The sequence below is a fragment of the Massilia varians genome (assembly GCF_027923905.1).
Lineage (GTDB): Bacteria > Pseudomonadota > Gammaproteobacteria > Burkholderiales > Burkholderiaceae_D > Telluria > Telluria varians_B.
On sequence record NZ_AP026966.1, the window covers coordinates 2,070,485 to 2,094,159 of the forward strand.

General features: G+C 67.8%; 17 protein-coding genes and 1 tRNA gene. 12 read left to right on the plus strand and 6 right to left on the minus strand.

Annotated features, from left to right (window positions below):
• Window positions 1-15 precede the first annotated feature (15 nt).
• From MasN3_RS09440 to MasN3_RS09460, 5 genes are all read left to right on the plus strand, one after another.
• Complete coding sequence (locus MasN3_RS09440; RefSeq protein WP_281913751.1) at window positions 16-2,151, plus strand: DNA polymerase III subunit gamma/tau; 2,136 nt, start codon at window positions 16-18, stop codon at window positions 2,149-2,151.
• A 51-nt stretch (window positions 2,152-2,202) separates the two neighbouring features.
• Complete coding sequence (locus tag MasN3_RS09445) at window positions 2,203-2,529, plus strand: YbaB/EbfC family nucleoid-associated protein (protein WP_281913752.1); 327 nt, start codon at window positions 2,203-2,205, stop codon at window positions 2,527-2,529.
• A gap of 19 nt (window positions 2,530-2,548) precedes the next feature.
• The gene (gene recR, locus MasN3_RS09450) at window positions 2,549-3,139 is read left to right on the plus strand and encodes a recombination mediator RecR (RefSeq protein WP_281913753.1); all 591 of its coding nucleotides are present in this window, start codon (window positions 2,549-2,551) and stop codon (window positions 3,137-3,139) included.
• 137 nt (window positions 3,140-3,276) lie between these two features.
• Window positions 3,277-4,410, plus strand: coding sequence for a glycosyltransferase (locus MasN3_RS09455; protein ID WP_281913755.1), 1,134 nt, complete (start codon window positions 3,277-3,279; stop codon window positions 4,408-4,410).
• Window positions 4,411-4,423: 13 nt separating this feature from the next.
• Window positions 4,424-5,299 (plus strand): polysaccharide deacetylase family protein, encoded by an 876-nt coding sequence (locus MasN3_RS09460; protein WP_281913756.1) that lies wholly within the window; start codon window positions 4,424-4,426, stop codon window positions 5,297-5,299.
• Here MasN3_RS09460 and MasN3_RS09465 read toward each other — a convergent pair.
• Complete coding sequence (locus tag MasN3_RS09465) at window positions 5,202-5,483, minus strand: hypothetical protein (RefSeq protein WP_281913757.1); 282 nt, start codon at window positions 5,481-5,483, stop codon at window positions 5,202-5,204. The genes MasN3_RS09460 and MasN3_RS09465 overlap by 98 nt on opposite strands.
• 174 nt (window positions 5,484-5,657) lie before the next feature.
• On the opposite strand from MasN3_RS09465, the gene MasN3_RS09470 reads away from it, so the two are divergent.
• Window positions 5,658-8,057, plus strand: a complete 2,400-nt coding sequence (locus MasN3_RS09470; RefSeq protein ID WP_281913758.1) for a penicillin acylase family protein — start codon at window positions 5,658-5,660, stop codon at window positions 8,055-8,057.
• 120 nt (window positions 8,058-8,177) lie between these two features.
• Here the strand turns inward: MasN3_RS09470 and MasN3_RS09475 are convergent, their stop codons facing one another.
• The 4 genes from MasN3_RS09475 to MasN3_RS09490 all read right to left on the minus strand — a co-directional run bounded on the left by MasN3_RS09475 (window position 8,178) and on the right by MasN3_RS09490 (window position 15,792).
• Window positions 8,178-10,367: a putative bifunctional diguanylate cyclase/phosphodiesterase gene (locus tag MasN3_RS09475; protein ID WP_281913759.1), complete on the minus strand. Its 2,190-nt coding sequence runs from the start codon at window positions 10,365-10,367 to the stop codon at window positions 8,178-8,180.
• A gap of 1 nt (window position 10,368) precedes the next feature.
• Window positions 10,369-13,245, minus strand: coding sequence for a hybrid sensor histidine kinase/response regulator (locus MasN3_RS09480; RefSeq protein WP_281913760.1), 2,877 nt, complete (start codon window positions 13,243-13,245; stop codon window positions 10,369-10,371).
• A 274-nt stretch (window positions 13,246-13,519) separates the two neighbouring features.
• Complete coding sequence (locus tag MasN3_RS09485; protein WP_152571087.1) at window positions 13,520-13,726, minus strand: YbdD/YjiX family protein; 207 nt, start codon at window positions 13,724-13,726, stop codon at window positions 13,520-13,522.
• Window positions 13,726-15,792, minus strand: coding sequence for a carbon starvation CstA family protein (locus tag MasN3_RS09490; RefSeq protein WP_281913761.1), 2,067 nt, complete (start codon window positions 15,790-15,792; stop codon window positions 13,726-13,728). The genes MasN3_RS09485 and MasN3_RS09490 overlap by 1 nt, the downstream gene beginning before the upstream one ends.
• 329 nt (window positions 15,793-16,121) lie before the next feature.
• On the opposite strand from MasN3_RS09490, the gene MasN3_RS09495 reads away from it, so the two are divergent.
• From MasN3_RS09495 to MasN3_RS09520, 6 genes are all read left to right on the plus strand, one after another.
• Window positions 16,122-17,486, plus strand: coding sequence for a cache domain-containing protein (locus MasN3_RS09495; protein WP_281913762.1), 1,365 nt, complete (start codon window positions 16,122-16,124; stop codon window positions 17,484-17,486).
• Window positions 17,483-18,121 carry a response regulator transcription factor gene (locus tag MasN3_RS09500; RefSeq protein ID WP_281913764.1) on the plus strand — a complete coding sequence of 213 codons (639 nt, stop codon included), beginning with the start codon at window positions 17,483-17,485 and terminating at the stop codon, window positions 18,119-18,121. Before MasN3_RS09495 ends, MasN3_RS09500 begins: the two co-directional genes overlap by 4 nt.
• Before the next feature lie 108 nt (window positions 18,122-18,229).
• Window positions 18,230-19,402 carry an EAL and HDOD domain-containing protein gene (locus MasN3_RS09505; protein WP_281913765.1) on the plus strand — a complete coding sequence of 391 codons (1,173 nt, stop codon included), beginning with the start codon at window positions 18,230-18,232 and terminating at the stop codon, window positions 19,400-19,402.
• A gap of 1 nt (window position 19,403) precedes the next feature.
• Window positions 19,404-21,449, plus strand: coding sequence for a putative bifunctional diguanylate cyclase/phosphodiesterase (locus MasN3_RS09510; RefSeq protein ID WP_370662353.1), 2,046 nt, complete (start codon window positions 19,404-19,406; stop codon window positions 21,447-21,449).
• Window positions 21,450-21,497: 48 nt separating this feature from the next.
• Window positions 21,498-21,587 (plus strand) — tRNA-Ser (locus MasN3_RS09515).
• Between the two features lie 141 nt (window positions 21,588-21,728).
• Entirely contained in the window at window positions 21,729-22,910 is a 1,182-nt protein-coding gene (locus tag MasN3_RS09520; protein ID WP_281913767.1) for a tyrosine-type recombinase/integrase, read from the plus strand.
• Between the two features lie 246 nt (window positions 22,911-23,156).
• Here the strand turns inward: MasN3_RS09520 and MasN3_RS09525 are convergent, their stop codons facing one another.
• A complete protein-coding gene (locus MasN3_RS09525; RefSeq protein ID WP_281913768.1) occupies window positions 23,157-23,582 on the minus strand; it encodes a hypothetical protein in 426 nt (141 codons plus the stop codon).
• Window positions 23,583-23,675 lie beyond the last annotated feature (93 nt).

A 23,675-nucleotide genomic window follows, 5' to 3' on the forward strand; every position in this document is an offset into this window, starting at 1 on the left:
CGGTAAAATCCCGGCATGTCCTATCAAGTCCTCGCCCGCAAATACCGTCCCAAGAACTTCGAAACGCTGGTCGGCCAGGAGCACGTCGTCCGTGCCCTGACCCATGCGCTCAGGACCGGCCGCCTGCACCACGCCTACCTGTTCACGGGAACGCGCGGGGTCGGCAAGACGACGCTGTCGCGTATCCTGGCCAAGTCGCTCAACTGCGTCGGGCCTGACGGCCAGGGCGGGATCACGCCGGAGCCCTGCGGAGCGTGCGAAGCCTGCCGCGCCATCGATGCCGGGCGCTTCGTCGACTACATCGAGATGGATGCGGCCTCCAACCGCGGCGTGGACGAGATGGCCCAGCTGCTGGAACAGGCGGTGTACGCGCCGAGCAATGCGCGCTTCAAGGTCTACATGATCGACGAGGTGCACATGCTCACCAACCACGCGTTCAACGCGATGCTGAAAACGCTCGAGGAACCGCCGCCGCACGTCAAATTCATCCTGGCGACCACCGACCCGCAGAAGATCCCGGTGACGGTGCTGTCGCGCTGCCTGCAGTTCAACCTCAAGCAGATGCCGCCCGGCCATATCGTCGGCCACCTGGAAAACATCCTCGGCCAGGAAGGCGTCACCTATGAGCAGCCAGCCCTGCGCCTGCTGGCGCAAGGCGCCCACGGTTCGATGCGCGACGCGCTGTCCCTGACCGACCAGGCGATCGCCTATGCCGCCGGCCAGGTCACGCTCGATGCGGTGCAGGGCATGCTGGGTGCGCTCGACCAGTCCTATCTGGTGCGCCTGCTGGACGCGCTGCTGGCGCAGGACGGCGCCGACCTGATGGCGGTGGCCGACGAGATGGCCAGCCGCAGCCTGTCGTACAACGGCGCGCTGCAGGACCTCGGCACCCTGCTGCACCGGATCGCACTGGCGCAGTCGGTGCCTTCCGCGGTGCCGCAAGACCTGCCGGAACTGAACGACATCTTGCGCCTGGCCCAGGCCTTCGACGCGCAGGAAGTGCAGCTGTATTACCAGATCGCCGTGCACGGCCGCAACGAGATCGGCCTGGCGCCCGACGAGTATGCTGGCTTCACCATGACCCTGCTGCGCATGCTGGCCTTCCGCCCGGGGCAGGGCGGCGCCGAACTGCCGGCCAGCGCGCCGGCCGCCAGCGTGGCGACGGGCCAGGCGCCGTCCGCACGGGCCGCCGCGGTGGCCGCCGCCAGCCATGCGGCGGTGGCGCCGGCGCGCCCGGCACCGTCCGCGCCCCCGGCGCCGTCCGCAACGTCGGCACCGGCCGCATCCGGCCCGGCGCCGGCCATGAGTTCCGCGCGCGCCGCGATCAATGCGGCACTGGAAGCTGCGCGCGCCGCTTCCGGCCGCAGCGGCGGCGCCAAGCCGCGTCCCGAAGCCGCACCGGCGCCGGCCGCCGCGCCGCCGGCGTCAGCGCCTGCGCCCGCCGCGCCCCCGCCGGCGCCCGGCCCGTCGGCCGCCATGGGGGCAGGCCGTCCGGGCTTGGGCTCGACGCCGCCGTGGGAGCAGCCGCAAGCTGCCCAGCCGCCGCAGCCGCCGCAAGCCGTCCAGCAGATGCAGCCGCCGCAGGCGCGCATGCAGGCGGCGCCGAGCGATGACGAGCCGCCTTCCTGGGTCACCGAATTTTCCGACGACACGGCAGTTGCCGCCGAAGCGCCGGCCGCCGTCACGGCGCCGCCGCCGGTGCGCGCGCAGACCGCGCCGCCGCATGCCTACGTGGTCACGCCGGTGCCGGCCATCGGCTGGGACGGCAACTGGCCGGCGCTGGCCGCCAGCCTGCCGCTGCGCGGCGTGGCACAGCAGCTGGCCCTGCAGACCGAACTGATCGAATGCGTGGCGCACGAACAGGCCGCGACCTTCCGCCTGCGGGTGCCGGTCGACACCCTGCGCGCCAGCGGCAACAGCGAGAAGCTGACGGCCGCGCTGCAGGAACACTTCCCCTCGGTGCGCGTCAGCCTCGATACCGAGATCGGCCCGACCTGGTACACCGCCGCGGCCGAGGCCAAGGCGGCGCGCGAGGAACGCCAGCGCCAGGCCGAAGCCCTGGTCGCCGCCGATCCCTTCGTGCAGGCGATGGAGCGGACCTTCGGCGCCTTCGTCGTGCCCGGCTCGGTGAAGCCGGCCGCAGCCACCTGAGCTCTTGAATCCATTGAATCAACCACTAAGCACTTTTTGGAGATACCGACCATGATGAAAAACCAGCTCGCAGGCCTGATGAAACAGGCGCAAGCCATGCAGGACAACATGAAGAAGGCGCAGGAGCAGCTGGCTCAGATCGAAGTCGAAGGCCAGTCGGGCGCCGGCCTGGTCAAGGTCGTCATGACCTGCAAGAACGACGTCAAGCGCGTCACCATCGACCCTTCGCTGCTGGGCGACGACCGCGACATGCTGGAAGACCTGGTCGCGGCCGCGTTCAACGACGCCGTGCGCAAGGCCGAAGCCACCGCTGCCGAGAAGATGAGCGGCCTGACCGCCGGCATGCCGCTGCCGCCGGGCTTCAAGATGCCGTTCTAAGAGAAGGTAAGAAAACCTCATGTCCAGCTCGCTCGACTTCCTGACCGAGGCGCTGCGGCGCCTACCCGGCATTGGTCCGAAGTCGGCGCAACGCATGGCCTTCCACCTGCTGCAGCATGACCGCGAAGGCGCGGCCATGCTGTCGCGCGCGCTGTACCAGGCGGTGGACACGGTCCACCACTGCGCCATGTGCAATACCTTCGCCGACACCGAAGTGTGCGATCTGTGCGCCGACGAGGCGCGCGACCGTGCGCTGCTGTGCGTCGTCGAAACCCCTGCCGACCAGATGATGATCGAGCAGACCATGACCTACAAGGGCCTGTATTTCGTGCTGATGGGGCGGCTCTCGCCGCTGGACGGCATCGGCCCGCGCGACCTGCATCTCGACAAGCTGGTCGGACGCGCCACCGACGGCGTGGTCGATGAGGTAGTGCTCGCAACCAATTTCACCAACGAGGGCGAAGCCACCGCCCACTACATCAGCGAGATGCTCAAGGCGCGCGGGCTGAAGGTCAGCCGGCTGGCGCGCGGCGTGCCCGTCGGCGGCGAGCTCGAGTATGTCGATGCCGGCACGATAGCGCGCGCCATGCTGGATCGCCGCAGCGCATAATTTCCCTGTAAAGACGACGACTGGTAGCGGACGGCCGGCCAGGTTCCGCGGATGCCTGTGCGTGCGCGCAAGCTTCACCGGCGGACCGCTGCTATGTTGGTATTTTTCAGCAGACCCTGAACCTGTCAGGTTCTTACATGCATCTTGTCGACATCACGATGTTCTATGCCGCCGAGGGGGGCGGTGTCAGCACCTACCTGAACGCCAAGTCGCGCTGGCTTGCGCGTTACGGCTGGGCGCGGCATACCATCTTCAGTCCCAACGTGGCCGAGGGCGAAGCGCCTACCCGGGTGCGGGTGCCTGCGGTGGCGCTGCCCGGCATCCACGGCTACCGCATGCCGGTCTCGGTGGCGGCGGCGGCGCGGCGCCTGCGCGCGGCCCGGCCCGACCTGATCGAGGTGGGCGATGCCGGCCACAGTGCCTGGGCGGCATTGCGGCTGCGCCAGCAGCTCGGCATTCCGGCCATCGCCTTCTACCATTCCGACCTGCCGCGCCTGGTACAGAACCGCTTTGGTGAAACCATTTCCCACGGCACCTGCAAATACCTCGCCCACCTGTATGGAGAGTTCGATACCGTGCTGGCGCCAAGCCGGCTGATGGTGCACCAGCTGGCCGACATGGGTGTCACGCATGCTCTGCACCAGCCGCTCGGCATCGACAGCGAGATCTTCCACCCGCGGCGGCGGCGCGACAGCCTGCGGGCCGAGCTCGGCCTGCCGGAAGACGCGCGCCTGCTGGTCTATGCCGGCCGCTTCACGGCCGACAAGAAGCTGAGCTATCTGATCGAGGCCGTGCGCAAGCTCGGCGAGCCCTACCACCTGCTGCTGGTCGGGGGCGGGGCGCCGCTGCCGCGGCATGTCCGGCTGCGTTTCCTGCCCTTCCAGCGCGACCAGTGCGCGCTGGCCGGGCTGCTGGCCAGCTGCGACGTGCTGGTGCATCCGGGCGACTGCGAAACCTTCGGCCTGATCGTGCTGGAGGCGATGGCCTGCGGCCTGCCGGTGGTGGGCACCAGCGGAGGCGGGGTGGCCGAGCTGGTGGACGAGCAGACCGGCATCCTGGCGCGTCCCAACGACGCGGACAGCCTGGCCGGCGCCATCGAAGCCCTCTATGGGCGCGACCTGGTGCGCCTGTCCGCCAACGCGCGGCGCAAGGCGCACGAGCACTATGACTGGAGCCAGGTCTTCCCGCAACTGATGCACCGCTATGGCAGTCTGCTCGCGGCGCGCCCGGGAGCCGCGCGCGTGCTGGAGCGGGTCCTGGCCCCCGACTGAGATGGACGCGCGAGTGGCAGATCATTCGGGAGATGATTCGCCAGCTGGCGCGCAGCGGCCGGCCCTGTGCGTCTCGATCCACGACGTGGCCCCGGCCACCTGGGACGAGTGCAGCCGCCTGGCGCAGGCCATGCGCGAGGTGGCGGCGCTGCCCCTGACCTGGCTGGTGGTGCCCCAGTACCACCGCGCCGGCGGCGACCCGGCGCGCATGGAAGCAGGCCTTGAACGGGCGCTGGCGCAAGGGGACGAGCTCGCGCTGCACGGCTACACCCATCTGGATACCGCACCGCGCGGTCCCGGCCTGAGCGAGCGTTTCTTGCGTACCAAATATAGCCATGAAGGCGAGTTCGCGGCCCTGCCGGCGGACGAGGCGGCGCGCCGCATCCAGTGCGGACTCGACTGGTTCGCCGAGCGCGGCTGGCCGGTGCACGGCTTCGTGCCGCCGGCCTGGCTGATGGGCGAGGGCGCCTGGCAGGCCCTGCGCGCTTTCGATTTCGATTACACCACGACCTTCCTGCGCTTTCACCTGCTCGGCGCGGGCAAGGCAGGCAGCGGCGCGGCGGTGCTGTCGCCCTCGCTGGTCTACGCGGCGCGCAACCGCGCCGGCCGGCTGGCGTCGCCCCTGTTGGCGGACATGCTGGGGCTGGCGCTGGCGTGCCGTCCGCTCATCCGTCTGAGCCTGCATCCGCCGGACGTGCGCCATCCGCGGCTGCTGCGCCATGCGCAGGCCACGGTCGAGCAGCTGCTAGCGACCCACACGGCCATGACCAAGGCCGCGTTCGCGCACAGGCTTACCAGTACGGTCCCCAGTAGCCTCCACCGCGCCAGTGACGCCCACCCCAGCCGCCATAGTACGAGGGAGCCTGGCGCAGTTCCTCGCGCGTGCTGAGCTGCAGCACGCAATCGCGCCACTGGTCGCTGTTCTGTGCATAGCCGAGGCGCGAGCAGGCCGGACCGTAGATGGTCATCAGCTCGGCCATTTCCGACTGCATGCGCTCGGCGCGTTGCTGCGGCGTGGAGCAGGCAGCCAGTCCCAGGGTCATTGCCAGTGCCGCATACTTTGCCATTTGCATGATCGCCTCCTTCGTCCGCCGCCCTGGCGGTTTGGTTCCAGTATAAAACTGCATCTGGGGATACGTCGTGCGTAAATCAATCGTGCGACACCGCGTATTTCTTGAACAAATCCGGTTCGCCGGGAAACCCTGTTTTCTGGCAAGATAGCCCCAAAAACAAAGGGGAAACACAGCATGCGCCAGCGCCGATGGAAGACCTGGACCCTGCGCGGGCTTGCCGGATTGGCCGCGCTGGTGCTGCTGGCGCTGGCCGCCGGCTGGCTGTACTTGCGCGCCAGCCTGGCGCAGCTCGACGGCGAGCGCAGGGCGCCCGGCATGCAGGGCGCGGTGACGGTGGCGCGCGACGCCGCCGGCGTGCCCTTCATCAGCGGCGCCAGCCGCGCCGACGTGGCCTATGCGACCGGCTTCGTCCACGCCCAGGAACGCTTCTTCCAGATGGACCTGCTGCGCCGCACCGCCGCCGGCGAACTGGCCGAGCTGTTCGGCCCGCGCGCGCTGCCGCTGGACCGCTCGCGCCGCCTGCACCGCTTCCGCGCCCGTGCCCGGCTGGCCCTGGCGCGCCTGCCGGCAAGCGAGCGCGCCCTGCTGGAGCGCTACGTGGCCGGCGTCAACGACGGCCTTGGCGCGCTGCGCGCCAGGCCGTTCGAGTACGCCCTGACCGGTACCGGCGCGCGCCCCTGGAGCGCCGCCGATTCGCTGTTGGTCATCTGGGCGATGTATATCGACCTGCAGGGCAACCAGGAGCCGCGCGAATTGGCCCGCGGCTGGCTGCGCGCCAACAGCGACCCGGCCCAGCTGGCCTTCCTGCTGCCGGAAGCGAGCCGCTGGGATGCGACGCTGGACGCCGCGGCCGGCGTGGCCTTGCCAGCCGAGGCCCCGCTGCCGCCCAGGGCGCCGGCCTGGTGGGGCGCGGCTGCAGGAGCGCCGGCCCAGCTGGCAGGCGCCGCCTTCGTCGATGCGGTCGGCAGCAACAACTACGCAGTGGCAGGCAGCCGCAGCGCCAGCGGCGCGGCCATCGTCGCCGACGACATGCACCTCGGCCTGCAGCTGCCCAACATCTGGTACCGCCTGGCGCTGCGCTTCCCCGACCCGAAGGGCGGACAGCGGCGCCTGGCCGGCGTCAGCCTGCCCGGTGCGCCGCCGAGCATCATCGTCGGCAGCAACGGGCAGGTCGCCTGGGCCTTCACCAACAGCTATGCCGACCTGGTCGACCTGGTGCCGCTCGGCCTGGATGCCGCGCGCCCGGGACAGGTGCGCTTGCCCGGCGGCTGGGAGATCCCTGCCAGCCACGTCGAGCTGATCGCCGTGAAGGGCGCCAAGGCCGAGCGCCTGGTGGTGCGCGAGACCTCGCTGGGCCCGATCCGCGCGGCCGGCGGGCGCCAGTACGCGGTGCACTGGATCGCGCACCACCCGGATGCGATCAACCTCCAGCACCTGAAGCTGGAGATGGCCGGCAGCGTGGACGAGGCGCTGGCCATCGCCGCCATCGACGGCATCCCGGCCCAGAACTTCGTGGCGGGCGACACCGCCGGCAACATCGGCTGGACCATCGCCGGCCTGCTGCCACAGCGCACGGCGCCGGCACTGGCCACCAGCTTCCCGCTGGAGGATGGCGTGCCTACCTGGCATGCGACGCTGGCGCCGCAGCGCTATCCGCGCGTGCTCAATCCGGCCGATGGCCAGATCACCACCGCCAACAGCCGCCAGCTGATGGGCGCGGGCGCCGAGCTGATCGGCGACGGCGGCTTCGACCTCGGCGCGCGCAACCGCCAGCTGGCGGACTCCCTGCGCGCGCTCGGGCCGAAGCTTGACGTGCGCCAGGCGTCGAGCGCGGCGCTGGACGACCGCGCCCTCTTCATCGGGCGCTGGCGCGAGCGCGCACTCGGGGCGCTCGACCCGCAGGCGCTCAGGGGCCAGCCGCAGCGCGCCGAGTTCCGCCGCCTGCTCGAGAGCAGCTGGGACGGCCGCGCCAGCGTCGATTCGGTTGGCTACCGGCTGGCGCGCAACTATATGTGGGCCCTGAACGAGCTGCTGTTCGGGCGCGTCAACCGGGAGCTGGCCGCGCTCGACCCGAAAGCCACGCTGGCCAGCGCCACCAGCCGCTGGCCGGAGGTGCTCGCGCGCCTGCTCGATGCCCGTCCCGCCGGCTGGCTGCCGCCGGGCTATCGCGACTGGCGCGCCGTGGAGCTGGCCGCGGTCGACCGCGTGATCCAGGACCTGACGCAAGACGGGCAGGCAATGGCGCAGGCCACCTGGGGCCGGCGCAATACGGCGGCGATCGCGCATCCAATCGGCATCGCGCTGCCCGCCCTGGCCCCGCTGCTGGGGGCGCCGGCCGACCAGCTGGCGGGCGACTCGAACATGCCGCGCGTGGCGGGACCGAAGTTCGGGCAATCGGAGCGCCTGACGGTGTCGCCGGGGCGCGAAGAGGAGGGCCTGTACAACATGCCGGGCGGGCAGAGCGGGCATCCGCTATCGCCCTTCTTCCTGGCCGGGCACAAGGCGTGGGTGGAGGCGAAGCCGGTGCCCTTGCTGCCGGGGGCGCCCAAGCACGTGTTGAAATTTGTCCCGTAGGGTGGCCGGCTCTGCCGGCCGCGCGTTCAACCACACGATGACATGACGCGGCGTCTGTTCGAGCACTGTTTGAACACACGGACGGCGAAGCGTGATCTGGTCCACTGGACCAGATCACCTCTACTTAGACGGTAGCAACAGCGGCGCCTGCAGCATCCCGGTGATCGTCTCCGCGCTCGACGGATGCCCCAGGAAGTATCCCTGCACCATGTCGCAGCCATACTGCTCGAGCAGCAGCAGCTGTTCCCCGGTCTCGACGCCCTCGGCCACCACCACCATCTTGAGCCCGTGGGCCATCGCGATGATGGCGCGGGTGATGGCCGCGTTCTCCGAATCCTGCGGCAGGCCGTTGATGAAGCTGCGGTCGATCTTCAGCGCGCGCACGTCGAAACGCTTCAGGTAGTTCATCGACGAGTAGCCGGTGCCGAAGTCGTCGATCGACAGGTACACGCCGATGCCGCGCAGCTGTTCCAGCGTGACGAGGGTGGCGCGCGCGTCGTCCATCAGCGTGCCCTCGGTGAGCTCGAGCTCCAGCAGGCGCGGTTCCAGCCCGGCGTCGAGCAGGGCCGAGTGCACCATCTGCGACAGGTTCTCGTCCTTGAACTGCCTGGCCGAGAGGTTGACCGCCATGCGGATCATGCGCTGGGCGTGGCGCTGCCAGATTCTCGCCTGGCGGCAGGCGGTGCGCAGCACCCATTCGCCGATCGGCACGATCAGGCCGGTCTCTTCGGCCAGCGGGATGAACTCGGTCGGCGGCACCAGCCCGCGCTCCGGGTGGCGCCAGCGCACCAGCGCCTCGACCCCGACGATCTCGGAAGTGCGCACGTCGCGCTGCGGCTGGTACACCAGGTACAGTTCGTCGTTCTGCAGCGCGCGGCGCAATCCGACCTCGAGCTTCACGTGGCTCATGATCTGCATGGTCAGCGAGGAGCTGTACAGCTTCGCGTTGTTCTTGCCGCAGTTCTTGGCGTGGTACATCGCAGTGTCGGCGAACTTGAGCAGCGAGCCACAATCGTCGCCGTCTTCCGGGAACAGCGAGATGCCGATGCTGGCGGTCACGAAAATCTCGTTGCCCTCGATCAGAAAGGGGCGCCGCATCGCCTCCTTCACGCGATGCGCCACGTTCAGCGCGTGCTCGACCCGCTCCAGGTCAGGGATCAGGATGGTGAACTCGTCGCCGCCCAGGCGCGCCAGATTGGTGGTGTGCTCGGTCTTGTCGCCGCTCGAGCCATCCCCGCGCGACACCAGGTCGCTGGGCCGGGTGGTCTCGCGCAGGCGCTCGGACACCATCTTGAGCAGCTGGTCGCCGGCATTGTGGCCCAGCGTGTCGTTGATGCGCTTGAAGGCGTCGAGGTCCATGAACAGCACCGCGAACTTCTTGTTGCCGATCTTCGAGCGCTGCAGCTCGCGTTCCAGCGTCTCCAGGAAGGCCTGGCGGTTCGGGATGCCGGTCAGGCTGTCGCAGTAGGCCAGGCGCCGGATCTGCTCTTCGGCGCGCTTGCGTTCGCTGATGTCGCGCACCAGGCCGAGCACCTGCGCGTCGCTGGTGGCGACCAGCCGCGCCTCGAAGTGCTGGACCTCGCCGCAATGTTCGAGCTCGTACTCGACCGAGCGCACCTGGCGGCTGGCCAGCACGGTGCGCATCTGTTCCAGCATGCGCGCCGCAATGGCGGGCGGCAGCACGTCGGTGATGTGCTTGCCGATGCAGGGCTGCGGCGCGGCCTGCCTGCGTCCCGGCCGGCCCCGGCCCGGACGCTCGTGGCCCGGCCGCTCGTGGCCCGGCCGCTCGTGGCCCGGCTCGTAGTCGAGGTAGAAGCCGTCGCGGTCGAGGCGGAAGAAGGTGTCTGGGATGGCGGCCAGCACCGCCCGGTTCTGGGCGTCGGCGATGCGCAGCCGGGCGATGGCGTCGCTGGCGCGCAGCACGTAGAGCACGCGGTGGCCGAGGATCGGCCAGTTGATCGGCTTGGACACGAAGTCGGTGGCGCCGGCCTCGTAGGCGCGCGTGACCGCCTCCAGGTCGTCGCCGCCGGTGACCATCACGATCGGCACGCTATTGCCCTCGGACGCCGATCCGACTTCGGCGGCGCGGATCGCCTCGCAGGCGGCGAAACCGTCCATGCGCGGCATCTCGACGTCCATCAGGATCAGGTCGGGCGTGCGTGCGAGCGCCAGCTCGACCGCCGCCGCGCCGTCGGCCGCCTCGATCGCGTCCAGCCTGACCTGGGCCAGCATCTCGAGCATCAGCATGCGCATGACCGGGTCGTCGTCGGCGACCAGGACCGTTCCGCGCTTCGGTGGAGAGGAAGGCATTCTAGGTTTCCTTTTCAAGCATGGCGTGGAGCGAATGGCGCACGGTCTGGAACTCGTGTTCCATGTCGGTGAGGATGCGGTCCGCGCCATCGACCGTGTCGGCGCGCCCGAGCTGTTCGAGTTCCCTGCACAGCATCGCCAGGCGCGCGGCGCCGATGTTGGCGCTGGCCGATTTCAGGCTGTGGGCGACGCGCCGCACGCTGCCGGAATCCATGCCCTCGACCGCATCGCGCAGCGTCGCCAGGTGGCGCGGCGTGTCGCCCACGTAGGCGGCGATCACCTTTTGCACCAGCAGATCGCCGCCTTCGCGGCTGAGCGCCCGGATGTTGTCGAGCGCGATCCGGTTGACCGACTCGCGCTGGATCACCTCCACCGCTTCCTTCGGCAGGCGCGGCGGCGCATCCAGATGGTGGCTGGTGGCCGCCAGCGGCATTCCGACCCATCGGCCGAGCACCGCCGCCAGCTGCTGCTGGGTGAAGGGTTTCGAGAGGTAGTCGTCCATGCCGGCGGCCAGGCAGGCCTCGCGGTCGCCCTGCAGCGCGTTGGCGGTGATCGCGATGACCGGCAGGGTGCGTGCGCGGCCCGCTTCGCGTTCGTGGCGGCGGATCGCGGCGGTGGCCGCGAAGCCGTCCATCACCGGCATCTGGCAATCCATCAACACCGCATCGAAGCCGCCGGCGCGTACCGCCTGCAGCGCTTCCTGGCCATTGCGGGCGCAGGTCGCTTCGATGCCCAGGCTTTCCAGCATTGCCTTCGCCACTTCGACGTTGACCGGGTTGTCCTCCGCCAGCAGGACGCGCCGCGCGCGCGCGCGCTGCGCCGGGCGTGGCGTGGCCGGCGCAGCTGCCGGCCTGGCCGGCGCCGCCGCAGGGGCAGCCGCGGCCGGCATCGGGCCTGGCGCGCCGGCGCCGGGCGCGTGCAGGCGCGCCGCGCAGGCGGCCAGGCAGGCGACCATGTCGGCCGCGCGCGCCGGCTTGACCAGCTGGTAGGCGACGCCGGCGGCGCGCCGCTGGACCGGATCGGCCGCCAGGCGCTCGGGGCTGACCAGCACGATGTGGGTGGCGCGCGCGCCGGCATCGGCCTTGATCGAGGCTGCCAGCGCCAGGCCGCTGGTATGGGTCATCTCCATGTCGATGACGGCGGCGTCGTAGGGGCGGCCGCTTCTGGCCGCACTCAGCAGGCGCTCGTAGCCGGCGGCCGCGCTGGCGGCGCCGTCGGCGGCCGCATGCCAGGCGCGCAGCTGCTGGGCCAGGTCTTCGCGGCTTTCCTCCTGTTCGTCCACGACCAGCACGCGCAGCCCCTCCAGCGTGTGCTGGCGGTGGCCGGGCGCATCGGGATCCACGCGGCGCTTGTCGAAGCTGACCGTGAACCAGAAGATCGAGCCGCGCGTGGGCGCGTTGTCGACGCCGATGGCGCCGCCCATCAGCTCCACCAGCTGCTTCGAGATCGCCAGGCCCAGGCCGGTGCCGCCGTAGCGGCGCGTGGTCGAATCGTCGGCCTGCGAGAAGGCCTCGAACAGGCGCGCCCGCGCTTCACGCGAGATGCCGATGCCGGTGTCGTGCACTTCGAAGCGCAGCATCACCGACTGGGTGTCTTCGCCGGCCACGCGCACCCGCGCCAGGATGCGGCCTTCGTCGGTGAACTTGATGGCGTTGCCGAGCAGGTTCGCCATGATCTGGCGCAGCCGGTTCGGGTCGCCGCAGATCGCCACCGGGATGTCGTTGGCGATGTCGAAATCGAAGCCGATGCCCTTGCCCGCCGCCTGGGGGGTATACACGTTGTGGATGTCGTCCAGCAGGTCCCACAGGTTGAAATTGATGTACTCGATGGTCAGCTTGCCGGCCTCGATCTTGGAGAAGTCGAGGATGTCGTTGATGATCACCAGGAGGTGCTCGCCCGAGCGCTTGACCAGGGTGGTGTAGTTGCGCTGGGCCTCGGTGAGCGGCGTCGCCAGCAGCATCTCGGTCATTCCCAGCACGCCGTTCATGGGCGTGCGGATTTCGTGGCTCATGGTGGCCAGGAAAGCGCTCTTGGCGCGGCTGGCCGCCTCGGCCGCATTCTTGGCCTTTTCCAGCTGCTCGGTGCGTACGCCGACCTGGCGTTCCAGCTCGTCGCGGTGGTGCAGCAGGGCGGCGCCGCGGTCCTCGATCTGGGCCATCATGGTATTGAAGCTGTCGATCAGCTGACCCAGTTCATCGGTGCGCTGGTGCGCGATGCGCAGGCTGTAGTTCTGGCTGGTGGAGACCTTCTGCGCGGCCAGGATCAGTTTCGTCACCGGATCGGCGATGCTGCGCTTGAAGCGGCCGGCCATGGCCACCGCGACCACCAGCGACACCAGCATCGCCAGGCCCATCACCGCCAGCCCGGCGAGGATGTCGATCCAGGTCGCGACAAGGTCGGTCTCGATCATGACCACGCCCACCTGCAATTCGCCCGCCGTCACCGGCTGGTACAGGCGCATGCGGCGCGACAGCAGGACCTGGGCTTTGGCATTGGCGGCGGCCAGGGCGTCGGCATCGGTCCCGTCCAGGGCCTCGGGCGCGGCCAGGTCCTCGGCGGGACTGTCGCTGGCCGCCAGGTACTGCGCGAAGGGCTTGCCGTCGCGGTCGTACAGGATGGCGGAAGCGATGTCGCTCTTGGCCGCCAGTGCGCCGAGTGCATTGCGGGCCCGCGCTTTGTCGCGCAGCAGCAGGTAGTCGGCGCTGCTGGCCGCGATGACCTGGGCGAAGGTCCGCAGCTGTATCGCCGCTTCCTTGCGGTGGTTCGCCACCGAGGTCGCGGCAAAGGCTGCGAACACGAACAGCAGTGCGGTCGCGGTCGAGAGCAGCGAGATGATGGTCAGCTTCTGGTTCAGGCTGGAGCGCTCGAAGTTCGGCATTCTGATCCCGCAGGCACGTCGGAACAGCCCGGCGCCGGACGACGCAGGGCTTCCTTGCGGAATGCAAATTCCCGCAAGAAAAAAATATACGTTCAAGGAGATGGGGTAGCGTTGACGGAGGTCAATATACGTAGGGCACAAGCACGAGGCATGTGCCAATCAGCGACAAGCTTGACCGCATTGACGACATCGCGGGCCGCTGAAACAACAGAGGGACGCCGCGGCGTCCCCCGATGGACCCCGTGGGGTCCATGTGTGATGCATCAAGCCGTCTTCAGCAGCAGGTGGCCCGCTTGCCGCCGTAGCGTGCTTCCTGGCGCTCGCGGAAGAACTCCTCATAAGTCATCGGCGTCTGGTCCGGATGGGTACGTTCCATGTGCGCCAGGTAGGTGTCGTACTCGGGCAGGCCGACCATCAGGCGCATGCTCTGCCCGAGGTACTTGCCTGCTTCCTTGCCTGCTTCCAGCAAAGCGCCGAACATCATGGCACCTGTGGAGCAGGCATCGCGACGTACGGGGTCTCCTGTGCGGTCGGGCTGTTGCTCGCGCGGGCAGCCATGACGGTGCGCACGCCATACACCAGCACCGCCAGCACCACGAACATGAAGAAGCCCGACAGCGTCGCGTTGACGTAGTCGTTGAAGATGATGCGCTCCATCTGCTCGATGGTCTTGGCCGGCGCCAGCACCGTGCCGGCGTCGTGCGCGGCCTGGAACTTGTCGGCGTGGGCCAGGAACCCGACCTTCGGATCGGCGGCAAAGATCTTCTGCCAGCCGGCGGTCAGGGTGCAGGCCAGCAGCCACAGGGTCGGCACCACGGTGATCCAGGCGTACTGGGCACGCTTCATCTTGTACAGCACGCAGGTGCCCAGCATCAGCGCGATACCGGCCAGCATCTGGTTGGCGATGCCGAACAGCGGCCACAGGGTATTGATGCCGCCCAGCGGATCGACCACGCCCTGGTACAGGAAGTAGCCCCAGGCGGCCACGCACAGGCCGGTGGCCAGCAGGTTGGCCGGGAGCGACTCGGTGCGCTTGAGCGAGGGGGCAAAGGCGCCCAGCAGGTCCTGCAGCATGAAGCGGCCGGCGCGGGTGCCCGCGTCCACCGCGGTCAGGATGAACAGGGCCTCGAACAGGATCGCGAAGTGGTACCAGAAGGCCATCATGGCCTGGCCGCCCACCACGTTCGACAGGATGTGGGCCATGCCCACCGCCAGCGTCGGGGCGCCGCCGGCGCGCGAGATGATGGTGTTCTCGCCGACGTCGCGGGCCATCTGCTCGAGCGTTTCGGGGGTGATCACGAAGCCCATCTGCGACACCGCGGCGGCCGCCGAGTGCGCGGTGGTGCCCAGCACCGCGGCCGGGCTGTTCATCGCAAAGTACACGCCCGGGTCGATGGTGCTTGCTGCCACCAGCGCCATGATTGCCACGAACGATTCCATCAGCATGCCGCCGTAGCCGATGAAGCGGGCGTGGGTTTCGTTCTCGATCATCTTCGGGGTGGTGCCCGAGGAGATCAGCGCGTGGAAGCCCGACACCGCGCCGCAGGCGATGGTGATGAACAGGAAGGGGAACAGGTTGCCCGACCAGACCGGGCCGCTGCCGTCGATGAACTTGGTCACGGCCGGCATGCGCAGGTCCGGAGCGACGATCACGATGCCGATCGCCAGCGCCACGATGGTGCCGATCTTCAGGAAGGTGGACAGGTAGTCACGCGGCGCCAGCAGCAGCCACACCGGGATGACCGAGGCGACGAAGCCGTAGCCGATCAGCATCCAGGTCAGCTGGGTGCCGGTGAAGTCGAACATCGGCGCCAGGGTCGGCGAATCGTGCACCCACTGGCCGCCGACGATGGCCAGCATCAGGAGCACGAAGCCGATGATCGAAACCTCGCCGATGCGGCCGACGCGCGCGTAGCGCGAGTACAGGCCCATGAACAGCGCGATCGGGATCGTCGCCAGCACGGTGAAGCTGCCCCACGGCGAGTGGGTCAGCGCCTTCACCACGATCAGCGCCAGCACCGCCAGGATGATGACCATGATCATGAAGGTGCCCAGCAGCGCGATCAGGCCCGGGATCTCGCCCATTTCGGACTTGATCAGGTCGCCGAGCGAACGGCCGTCGCGGCGGGTGGACATGAACAGCACGATGAAGTCCTGGACGGCGCCGGCGAAGACGACGCCGGCCAGGATCCACATCATGCCCGGCAGGTAGCCCATCTGGGCCGCCAGCACCGGGCCCACCAGCGGGCCGGCGCCGGCGATCGCGGCGAAGTGGTGGCCGTACAGGACGTACTTGTTGGTCGGGACATAGTCCAGGCCGTCGTTGTACTTGTAGGCGGGAGTCTGGCGCTTGGGATCGAGTTGCAGGGCCTTGTAGGCGATGAACCGGCTGTAGAAACGGTAGGCGATCAGGTAGACGCAGACTGCCGCTGCGACGATCCAGATCGCGTTGATGGTCTCGCCTTGCTTGACGGCGATGAAACCGAGCGAAAATGCGCCCAGGATCGACAGGGCGATCCAGCCGAGCGCGCTCGACATGCTTTTCATGGTGCTCCTCCGAGGATGTTTGACTACTTCTTGCACCGGTCCCGTACGATGTCGACCGGCGGTTTTTTGGACAGCGTACCGGAGAGTATGTTGCACCAATATCAGCGCCACAAGCGCACCATTACGCAGTGCCTACGTAGTATTACGTAGCGGGGCGGCCCCGGCAGCCGTTCCGTTTCCCCCTTAAAATGTGTGCTGGAAATCAGTCAAGCGTAGGGTGGGCGGGTTCCCCGCCCACGCGGTGATAGTTAGCGGAGAAATGCCGCGGACGATGATTCCACCTGTTGACCGCGTGGGCGGCACAGCCGCCCACCCTACGGAAAACTCCGATGAAATTAAGGCAGAAGGTCATCGTGCTGGCGATCGGGCCGCTGATCCTGGCGCTGTGCGCCATCGCCCTGTTCGTGCGCCAGCAGGGCGCCGAACTGGCCCGCCAGCAGCGCGCCACCATCCAGCAGGCCTACCTGGCCAGCAAGGAAGCCGAGTTGCGCCATTACGTGGCCCTGGCCACGCAGTCGATCGGCCACCTGGTGCGCAGCGGGCGCAACGATCCTGCCACCCTGGAAGAGGCCAAGCGCATCCTCGCTTCCTTGAGCTTCGGCGACGACGGCTATTTCTTCGTCTACGACATGCAGGGCCGCAGCCTGATGCATCCGCGCCAGCCCGAGCTGGTGGGCACCGATATGTGGAACTGGGTCGACGCCGACGGTGTACCGACCATCCAGCGCCTGATCGAACGGGCCCGCGCCGGCGGAGGCTTTCACCGCTATACCTGGGCCAAGCCATCCTCGCATCGGCCGGCGCCCAAGCTCGGCTACGTGGTGCCGGTGGCGCACTGGGGCTGGATGATGGGCACCGGGATCTACCTGGACGACGTCGAGGCCGCGCTGGCCAAGGTCGATGCCCAGCAGTCGCGCAATATCGGCGAGACCCTGCTGTGGATCGCCGGCCTGGCCGTGTTGACATCAAGCGCGGTGGCCTGCGGGGGCGTCGTGCTCAACCTGCGCGAGTTGCGCGTGGCCGACGCCAAGCTCAAGGCGCTGGCCCAGCGCGTGGTCGAGTCGCAGGAAGACGAGCGCGCGCGCCTGTCGCGCGACCTGCACGACGGGATCAGCCAGGCGCTGGTCTCGGTCAAGCTGCAGCTGGAAGCGGGCATCATCCGCCTGGACGGCGACCCGGCCCAGCAGTTGCAGGCGCGCGGCGCGCTCGAGCGCACCGTCGAGCAGGTGAAGGAGGTGCTGTGCGAAGTGCGCCGCATTTCGCACGACCTGCGCCCGGCGCTGCTGGACGACCTGGGCCTGGCGCCCGCGCTCGATCACCTGGCCGGCGAGTTCGGACGCCACAGCGGCATGCCGGTGCGCTTCCGCGCCGAAGGGGCGGTGGACGCGCTGCCCGAAATGGCCGGCACGGTGCTGTTTCGGATCGCCCAGGAGGCGCTCACCAACGTCGAGCGCCATGCCGGCGCGCGCCGGGTGGAGATGGGCCTGGTGCGGCGCGGCCGCTGCCTGACGCTCAGCATCGCCGACGATGGCGGCGGCTTCGACGCCCACGACATCGCCCGACACCCGCAGCGCGGCATCGGCCTGCGCAACATGATGGAAAGGATGGAAGCGATCGGCGGCCGGCTGGCGATCGATTCCTCGCCGCTCGGCACCCGCGTGGAGGCCAGCATCGATTTGGAAGAGCAGACATGAACGAAGCGTCGGAAATTAAGATCCTCCTGGTGGACGACCACCCCCTGGTGCGCGACGGGCTGCGCGCGCGCCTGGAAGCCGCGCCGCGCCTGCGCGTGGTGGGCGAGGCCGGATCCGGCCAGGAAGCCATCGCGCAGGCCGGCGCCTGCCGGCCCGACCTGGTGCTGATGGACGTGAACATGAAGGGCGGCAGCGGCATCGAGGCCACCGCGCGCCTGCTGCAGCACCATCCCGGCCTGGCGGTGCTGGTCCTGTCGATGCACGACAAGCCGGAATACGTCACCCAGGCGATCCAGGCCGGCGCGCGGGGCTATGTGCTCAAGGACGCGCCCGGCAAGGACATCGTGCTGGCGATCGACACCGTGATGGGCGGCGGCATCTACTACAGCGCCGCGCTGGCGCGCCAGTTGGCCAGCCCGGCGGCGTCAAACGACGTCCTGACCGTGCGCGAGCAGCAAGTCCTGGAGCATATCGCCGGCGGCGAATCGAACAAGCAGATTGCCCGCGCGCTCGAACTGTCGGTGCGCACCGTCGAGACCCACCGGCTGAACATCAAGCGCAAGCTCGGCATCGAAGGGCAGGCCGAGCTGATCCGCTTTGCCGTCCAGCACGCCGAAAATCGCGCTTATGTCTGAGGGGATACACAAAGTATCTCCAAAGAAATAAAAGATGTTGCTTTCTGATAATCCGTCGAATAAGATTGACCGAATATCACCCAGAGCCTGAGTATCGAAAGCATAAACATGGCCGAGCCGGACCCTTACTCGTTTCCGCTGGTAGCAATCGACCCGGTCGCCAATGGGCAGAGCGAGTGGGTAGCGCTTTGCCTGCGGGTCGAGGGCGGCGCGGACCTGCCGCAGCGACTGCAGGCCGTGTTCGGCACGCCCGACCTGCTGGCCGCGATCGCTCCGCTCGACGCTCTCCTGATGCTCGACCATCCCGCCGCCTTGAGCCCGCCCGTGCTGGCCCTGATGCCGGCCAACCGCATCGGCTTCGTCATCGCCGCCCAGGCCCTGCTCGACGAGGGCGTCGGGCGCCGCCTCACCGAACTGCACGGACTCGGCTACCGCCTCTGGCTCGACGGCCCGCCGCCAAGCGGCGCCACGCTGCCGCCGGCGCTGCGCACGATCGCGCGCGACTGCGCCCGCGATCCGATGCCGGCAGGGCGGCCGGCCGCGCTGTTCGGCCCGCACCTGGCGCGCCGCGTCGACAGCGCCGCCAGTTTCAGCCAGAGCGAGATGGCCGGCTTCGACTGGTTCAGCGGCGACTACCCGTACGACCCGCTGCTTGCCGGCGGCGACCGGCCGGACGGCAGCTCGCGCCGCCGCATCCTGACCCTGCTCGGCCTGTTGTCGCGCGACGCCGATTCGCGCGAACTCGAGCAGCAGCTCAAGCAGGATCCGACCCTGTCCTATCACCTGCTCAAGCTGGTCAATTCGGCCGCGTTTGCCGTGAGCACCCAGATCACCAGCTTCAACCAGGCCATCAACCTGCTCGGCCGGCGCCAGCTGCAGCGCTGGCTGCAACTGCTGCTGTACGCGCGCCAGCAGGCCGACGGCCTGCCGAACCTGCTGCTGCCGCTGGCGGCACGCCGCGCCGCGCAGCTGGAAGCGCTGTGCAAGGCGACCGGGGCAGAACGCGACGACTGCGACCTGGCCTTCATGGCCGGCGTCTTCTCGCTGCTCGACCGGCTGCTGCACATGCCCATGACGGAGATCGTCGCCGACCTGAACCTGCCGGAGCACGTATCGGGCGCGCTGCTGGAGCGCAGCGGCCGGCTCGGCGCCTGGCTGCGCCTGACGGAAACCCATCCTTCGCTTGAAGCCCTCGAGGCGGCGGGCATCGATCCCGCCGGCTGGTGGAGCAGCCAGTTGAACGCCTATCACTGGGCGATCCAGGTGGGACGCAATGTCTGACATGCAGGCGCTCGCCGCGCTCGACGCATCGCTCGACTTCATCGGCGCCACGAGCGCCGCCGGCGACGCCGTCCTGCGCCTGCGCGGCGCCGCCCTCCACGATGAACTGGGCCGCATCGCGGCCGCGCTGCTGGGCAGCCCGGTCGGGCGCTTCCTGCCCGGCGCCGGCGTCGGGGGCCTGCAGGGCAGCTTCCAGCTGCTGCGCCAGGTGGTGGCGGGGGCGTCGGAACAGTTCGGCGTCTACGAAGTGGCGGGGCGCGACGCCTACACCAGCGACGACGCGCGCCGGCTGGCCGGCCTGGCCCACCTGACGGCCTCCCTGCTGCAGGTGCATTCGCTGGCGGTGCGCTCGACCCACGCCTACGCGCAGATGGAAGCCCAGCTCGCGCACCAGTCGCAGATCCTCGACCAGATCCACGAGTCGGTGCTGACCATGGACCAGATGGGCTACATCACCAGCTGGAACCGCGGCGCCGAGGAGCTGTTCGGCTACACCGCGCTGGAAGCGATCGGCCGCAACATCCTGTTCCTCTACGCCGACGAGGACGAGGGCTTCCACGACAGCTTCGCGGAGCAGGGCGGGCGCATGATGGAAGTACGGCGCCGCAAGAAATCGGGCGAGGTGTTCTGGGCCAGCCTGTCGCTCTCGCCGCTGCGCGACCTGGCCGAGCGCCCGATCGGCCTGATCGCCTACCTCACCGACATCACGGAACGCAAGCAGGCCGAGGAACAGCTGCACCACCTGGCCTACTACGACGAGCTCACCGGCCTGCCGAACCGCACCCTGTTCGCGCGCCTGGTCGACCAGGCCCTGATGGTCGCGCAGCGCAACGAGGCCGCCGGCTGCGTGCTGTTCATCGACCTGAACCGCTTCAAGCGCATCAACGACACCCTGGGCAGGAAGATCGGCGACGAACTGCTGCGCCAGGCGGCCCAGCGCTTCCGCGCTACCCTGCGCGACGAAGACGTGGTGGCGCGCCTGTCCGGCGACGAATTCGCGGTGGGACTGTTCGACATCCGCCAGCACTTCGAAGCCACCACGGTGGCGCAGAAGCTGCAGGCGGCCCTGGATGCGCCCTTCCTGATCGGCGGCCACGACCTGCGCGTGGGCGCCAGCATCGGCATCAGCGTCTATCCCCAGGACGGCAGCGAGGCCGAGACCCTGCTCGGACTGGCGGACATCGCGATGGAGCGGGCCAAGAAAGGCCAGGCCGATCCGGACCGCAGCGTCGCCTTCTACAGCCAGGACATGAACCAGGGCATGCAGGAGCGCATGCGCATCGAATCCGGCCTGCGCCAGGCGCTGGGCAACGGCGAGCTGATTCTGTACTACCAGCCGAAGTTCGAGCTCGGCAGCGACCGCATCGTCGGCGCCGAAGCGCTGGTGCGCTGGGTGCACCCGACCCGCGGCATCGTGCCGCCGAGCGAATTCATTCCGCTGGCCGAGAGCACCGGCCTGATCGTGCAGGTGGGGGAGTGGGTGCTGGAGCAGGCCTGCGCCCAGGCCGCGATCTGGCAGCGTTCCGGCGTGGCGCCGCTGCGCCTGGCGGTGAACGTCTCGGCGCGCGAATTCACGTCTTCGCTCCCGGACCGCGTGGCCGACACCCTGGCACGCTACCAGCTCGATGCCTCGTGGCTGGAGCTGGAGATCACCGAGAGCACGCTGATGCACGACTTCGAGCGGGTGACGGCGATCATGGACCGCATCCACCAGCTGGGCGTGGCGCTGTCGCTGGACGATTTCGGCACCGGCTACTCGAGCCTGTCCTACCTGAAGCGCTTCCCGATCGATACGCTCAAGATCGATCGCTCGTTCACCTTCGGCATCCCGGACGACCCGAGCGATTGCGCGATCGCGGGGACCATCGTCAGCATGGCGCAGCAATTGGGCTTGCGCGTGATCGCGGAAGGGGTGGAGACGCTGGAGCAGCTGGCCTTCCTGCGCGCCTCGGGGTGCGACGAGGTGCAGGGTTACCTGTACAGCAAGCCGCTGCCGGCTGTGGACTTCGAGCGTTGTCTGCGGGAGAACTGGCTGTTGGTGGCTTGAATGTACTGCCCGGCACTAGTGAATTATGTATAATGCCGGTTCCTCACAGGAAGCGTGGCCGAGTGGTTGAAGGCAGCAGTCTTGAAAACTGCCGACGGGGGAACCCGTTCGTGAGTTCGAATCTCACCGCTTCCGCCAATTCGTCGTCAAATACGGTCCCTCTAATTCCTCATTTGCCCTGGCTTCATAGGGAAATCACGCAACAGTCGTCCACCGTTGTCCAACGGAAAACGCTAAAATCCGCTTGTTCCGTGTGGGTAGGAATGTGGGTAGGATTTCGTGGCAAGACTGATCGAAAAATTATCACCTCTTGAAGTAAGCAAGAAGACAAAGCCGGGTTACTACGCCGACGGAGCAGGGCTGTGGCTGCAAGTGTCGCCCACTGGCTCCAAAAGCTGGATATTCCGCTACACAATCGCCGGAAAGCAGCGAGAGATGGGGCTGGGGCCGTTTCACACGGTATCGCTAGCAGAGGCGCGCACAAAAGCCAAGGAATGCCGCCTGGCCCTGCACGAAGGGAAAGACCCGTTGGAGTTGAAGCGGTCAGCCAAGTTGGCGGCGGCGCTCGATAGAGCACGCCTGATGACGTTCGACCAGTGCGCGGCGGCGTACATTGCGGCCCATCGCGCAAGCTGGAGCAATCCCAAGCACGTGAGCCAGTGGGAAAACACGCTTGCGACCTATGCCAGCCCGATCATTGGCGCTTTGCCGGTTGCGGAGGTGGACACGCCGCTTGTCGTCAAAGTGCTTAGTCCGATCTGGCAGACGAAGACTGAAACAGCGACTCGTCTGCGAGGCCGAATCGAAAATATCCTGGACTGGGCAACGGTCAGCAAGTACCGCACTGGCGAGAACCCGGCACGCTGGCGCGGCCACCTTGAGAACGTGCTAGCCAACCCGAACAAGATAGCGCCGGTAGTACACCATCCAGCCTTGCCATGGCAGGAAATTGGCGCGTTTATGGCAGAGCTACGGACAAGGCCCGGAAGGGCAGCTTGCGCCCTCGAATTTTTAATCTTAACCGGGGTCCGGTCGGGCAGCGTTCGCGGTACGCGCTGGGACGAGATCGACTTCGATCGGCGCGTTTGGACCGTTCCAGCAAGCCGGATGAAGAGTAAGCAAGAGTTTCGCGTCCCGCTCTCGTCTGCTGCGCTGGCGCTGCTCGGCAGCATGCCACGGACAGGGGAGCTGGTGTTCCCGGGGCGGAAGGCTGACAGCCCCCAATCGGACATGACTTTGACCGCTGTACTGCGTCGGATGGGGCGCGAAGATATCAGCGTGCACGGCTTTCGCTCAACCTTCCGTGACTGGTGTTCGGAATCGCTTACCAACTCTTTCCCGCATGAGGTTATCGAGCAGTCGCTTGCGCACACGTTGCCGAACAAGGTTGAGGCGGTGCATACCCTGCGAAGCTACACTATCGCCAAGCAGGCTGCCCTGTTGAAAGCCGCAAGCGAATAAAGCCGTTCAATACATACTCTGCCCAAGGTGTGGTGCACTGATAGCGCAGGGAAGCACGTTAGTCCCCGGTTTTGCTAGGCGCGTCCTTGTTGCGTAACTTTCGGCGAAGGCGGGCATTGTCTGCCGTTACAGCAACAAGGGCGATGGTCGCGAGTGCACATGGGGCATGGCTTCCTAGGTAATGCCAAAAGGCCCACGCCAAGAAGGCGGCGACAATGCCAGCCCCAACGAGAGAGAGTGAATCCCTCATCTAATCGCTCCATGACGTTTGAAACTTGTTGGGGAAGAACCGTTTGGGTTATGTATGCCGGGTAACCGTTCTAGTACGGGAGCAAGCCATGGCCGCTTGAATCCCCATCTGGCAGCCTCCACAAGTGCGTCTCCAAGCGATGTGCCTCGCCCAAGACAGCGCCCCGTCGCAACCGCAAGACTGCCGATTACTGCTCCGGCATAGAAGGCGGCTGAACAAGCGGCAATCACACCGAGCTTTTCCAGCTTCGTACCGGCCCCAATAAGTTCTTTTAAGGTAACCTTACGGCCGAACTTGTCGATCAAGCCAAGCAGAACCGTTATCGTTCCTACAGCGGTTTGCAAATTCCCATAGAGGCTCTCGGGCGCGGGCACGCCGAGAGCGTCCATGTTTTCTTTGAAATATTTGTAAAAGTCCGACATTCGTCAGCCTCCAGACAAAATAGTGTAATGCCTCTTTGCGGCGTTCTGAACAACATGAGCGCCGAAGAGACGCTGGTTGCTGACGCCAGCATG